At 73.8% G+C, this 3148-nt stretch carries 2 protein-coding genes and 1 pseudogene; 1 reads left to right on the top strand and 2 read right to left on the bottom strand.

What is annotated here, in order from left to right; all coding sequences use genetic code 11:
• Positions 1-301: pseudogene (locus tag ICW40_RS03765) on the bottom strand (hypothetical protein); the annotation flags it as partial.
• 56 nt (positions 302-357) lie between these two features.
• On the opposite strand from ICW40_RS03765, the gene ICW40_RS03760 reads away from it, so the two are divergent.
• Positions 358-807, top strand: coding sequence for a GNAT family N-acetyltransferase (locus ICW40_RS03760; RefSeq protein WP_221652498.1), 450 nt, complete (start codon positions 358-360; stop codon positions 805-807).
• Positions 808-918: 111 nt separating this feature from the next.
• Here the strand turns inward: ICW40_RS03760 and acs are convergent, their stop codons facing one another.
• Complete coding sequence (gene acs, locus ICW40_RS03755; RefSeq protein ID WP_221652497.1) at positions 919-2928, bottom strand: acetate--CoA ligase; 2010 nt, start codon at positions 2926-2928, stop codon at positions 919-921.
• Between the last annotated feature and the right edge of the window lie 220 nt (positions 2929-3148).

The raw sequence follows: 3148 nt of genomic DNA, 5'->3' as shown, positions 1-3148 counted from the left end.
GCGCGGGGTCCACCACGAGCTCGGCGCTCGTGGCGGCGCCGCCCTCGCCGTCGTGCCGCACCGCGGCGTAGCCGAGCAGGGGCGCGTGGCGCCCGTGCGACGGCGCGGTGTGCGCGGGCGGATCGACGAGGAGGTGCCGCACGGGCGCGTCGGCCGTCAGGTCGAGCAGCGTCTGCTCGCCGAGGGCCTCGATGCCGTCGTGCTCCTCGGCGGCGCGCGCGAGGGCTCGGACCGCGGCGACGTCGTCGTCGGGCAGGCGGGTGCCGGGCGGGACCTCGCGGAGGGGTGCGGGTGCGGTCATGGCCCCATCCCACCACCGCCGCGCAGGTTCGTCCCGGACGCGGCTACCGTCGTCCGGTGCTGACGTACCACCGCGCGACCGTGGCGCAGATCGACCCGACGACGCTCTACGCGATCCTCCGGCTGCGGGTCGAGGTCTTCGTCGTCGAGCAGGGTGCGGCCTACCCGGACCTCGACGGCCGTGACGTCGAGGACGGGGCCGAGCTGCTCTGGGCGGCGGACGACGGCGTCGTCGTCGCGACCCTGCGCGTCCTGCGCGACCCCGACGGTGCCCTGCGCATCGGACGTGTGGCGACCGCGGCCGCCGCCCGTGTGCGCGGCGTCGCGTCCGAGCTGATGCGCCGCGGGGTCGAGCGCTGCACCGCGCGCGACCCGGCCGCGTCCGTGCGGCTCGACGCGCAGGAGCACCTCGCGGGCTGGTACGGCAGATTCGGCTTCGTCGTCGACGGCCCCGGCTTCGACGAGGACGGCATCCCGCACGTGCCGATGACGCGCCCCGGGGCCTGACCGTCCACCGCGCCCCGGTGGGCGTCGGCGTCGTCCGAGCGGCGGGCCACAGCCCGCGACGCGACGTGCCCGGTGCGAGGCACGGGACACGTCGCGTCGACGCAGGTGTGCTCAGTCCTCGCTGGTCGTCGCGGGGGCGTTGAGGCCCGCGCTGATGAGGTCCATGACCGAGGAGTCGGCGAGGGTCGTGACGTCGCCGACCTGGCGGTGCTCGGCCACGTCGCGCAGGAGCCGGCGCATGATCTTGCCGGACCGGGTCTTGGGCAGCTCGGTGACCACGAGGATGGTCCGCGGCTTGGCGATCGGCCCGATCTCCTTGGCCACGTGGGCGCGCAGCGTCGCGGCGACGTCGGCGCCCTCGCCCTCCTCGTCCACCTTGGCGAGGTGCTCGGCCCGCAGGATCACGAAGGCCACGACCGCCTGGCCCGTGGTCGGGTCGCTCGCGCCGACGACGGCGGCCTCGGCGACCATCGGGTGCGACACGAGCGCCGACTCGATCTCGGTGGTCGACAGGCGGTGGCCCGAGACGTTCATGACGTCGTCGACACGGCCGAGCAGCCAGATGTCGCCGTCGTCGTCCTTCTTGGCGCCGTCGCCCGCGAAGTAGATGTTCTCGAAGCGCGACCAGTAGGTGTCGGCGTACCGCTGCATGTCGCCCCAGATGCCGCGCAGCATCGCGGGCCACGGCTCCGTGAGCACGAGGTAGCCGCCCGAGCCGTTCGGCACCGGGCGTGCCTCCTCGTCCACGACGTCGGCCGAGATGCCCGGCAGCGGCGTCTGCGCGGATCCCGGCTTGGCGGCGGTGACGCCCGGCAGCGGCGAGATCATGATCGCGCCCGTCTCGGTCTGCCACCACGTGTCGACCACGGGCGTGCGGTCACCGCCGACGACGCGGCGGTACCACATCCACGCCTCGGGGTTGATCGGCTCCCCGACGCTGCCGAGCAGCCGCAGCGACGACAGGTCGTGCTGCGCGGGGATGTCCTCGCCCCACTTCATGCACGTGCGGATCGCCGTGGGCGCCGTGTACAGGATCGTCACGCCGTACTTGGCGATGATCTCCCACCAGCGCCCCTTGTGCGGGGTGTCGGGCGTGCCCTCGTACATGACCTGGGTCGCGCCGTTCACCATCGGCCCGTAGACGATGTACGAGTGCCCGGTGACCCAGCCGACGTCGGCGGTGCACCAGTAGACGTCCGACTCGGGCTTGAGGTCGAAGACGTTGCGGTGCGTGTAGGCGCACTGGGTGAGGTAGCCGCCCGTCGTGTGGAAGATACCCTTCGGCTTCCCCGTGGTGCCGGACGTGTAGAGGATGAACAGCGGGTGCTCGGCCTCCACGGCGACGGGCTCGTGCTGGTCGCTCTCGGCCGCCAGGGCCTCGTGCCACCAGACGTCGCGTCCCTCGGTCCAGGCGACGTCCTGCCCGGTGCGGCGCACGACGAGCACCTTCTGGATCGAGGTCGCGGTGCCGTCCGGTGCGGGCGTGAGCGCCTCGTCGACCGCCGGCTTGAGCGCGGTCGCGTTGCCGCGGCGGTAGCCGCCGTCGGCCGTGATGACGGCGACCGCCTCGGCGTCGGCGATGCGCGAGCGCAGGGCCTCCGCCGAGAACCCGCCGAAGACGACCGAGTGGACCGCGCCGATGCGCGCGCACGCGAGCATCGCGACGGCCGCCTCGGGGATCATCGGCAGGTAGATGGCGACCCGGTCGCCCGTGTCGACGCCGAGGGTCCGCAGCGCGTTCGCCGCGCGGGAGACCTCGACCTGCAGCTCGCGGTACGTCAGCGTGCGCGTGTCGCCGGGCTCGCCCTCGAAGTGGATGGCGACGCGGTCGCCGTTGCCCGCCTCGACGTGGCGGTCCACGGCGTTGTAGCAGGCGTTGAGGCGGCCGTCCGCGAACCACCGGGCCACGGGCGCCCCCGACCAGTCGAGGACCTCGGTGAAGTCCGTCTCCCAGCTCAGCAGGGACCGGGCCTGCTCGGCCCAGAAGCCCAGCCGGTCCGACGACGCCCAGGCGTACATCTCCGACCGGGCGTTGGCCTGTGCGGCGAACTCGGGGCTCGGTGGGAAGCTGCGGCTCTCGGCCAGCAGGTTCTCCAACGGGGACGAGGTCTCGTGGGTCACATTTCCTCCGGACGCAGCAGCAGTGATGCGACCACCGGGTGAGCCGGTGCCGTTTCGGATCGTAGACGCAGAGCCGCGCGCCGTGGGCGGGGCCGCCGGACCGTCTCGCCGAGCGGTCGCCGACCTGAGCAGGGTCCGGCCGGCGGGTGGTCAGGCGGTCGGACGCTGACCGGCGGCCCGCGCCTCGGCGCGCGCCGCGTCCGCCCGGGACGCCTCGAGG

It is taken from the genome of Actinotalea ferrariae (assembly GCF_019733465.1).
GTDB classification, from domain to species: Bacteria; Actinomycetota; Actinomycetes; order Actinomycetales; family Cellulomonadaceae; genus Actinotalea; species Actinotalea ferrariae_A.
The sequence above is the reverse complement of the archived record's forward strand: the minus strand, read 5'-3'. Positions and strand labels throughout refer to the sequence as shown.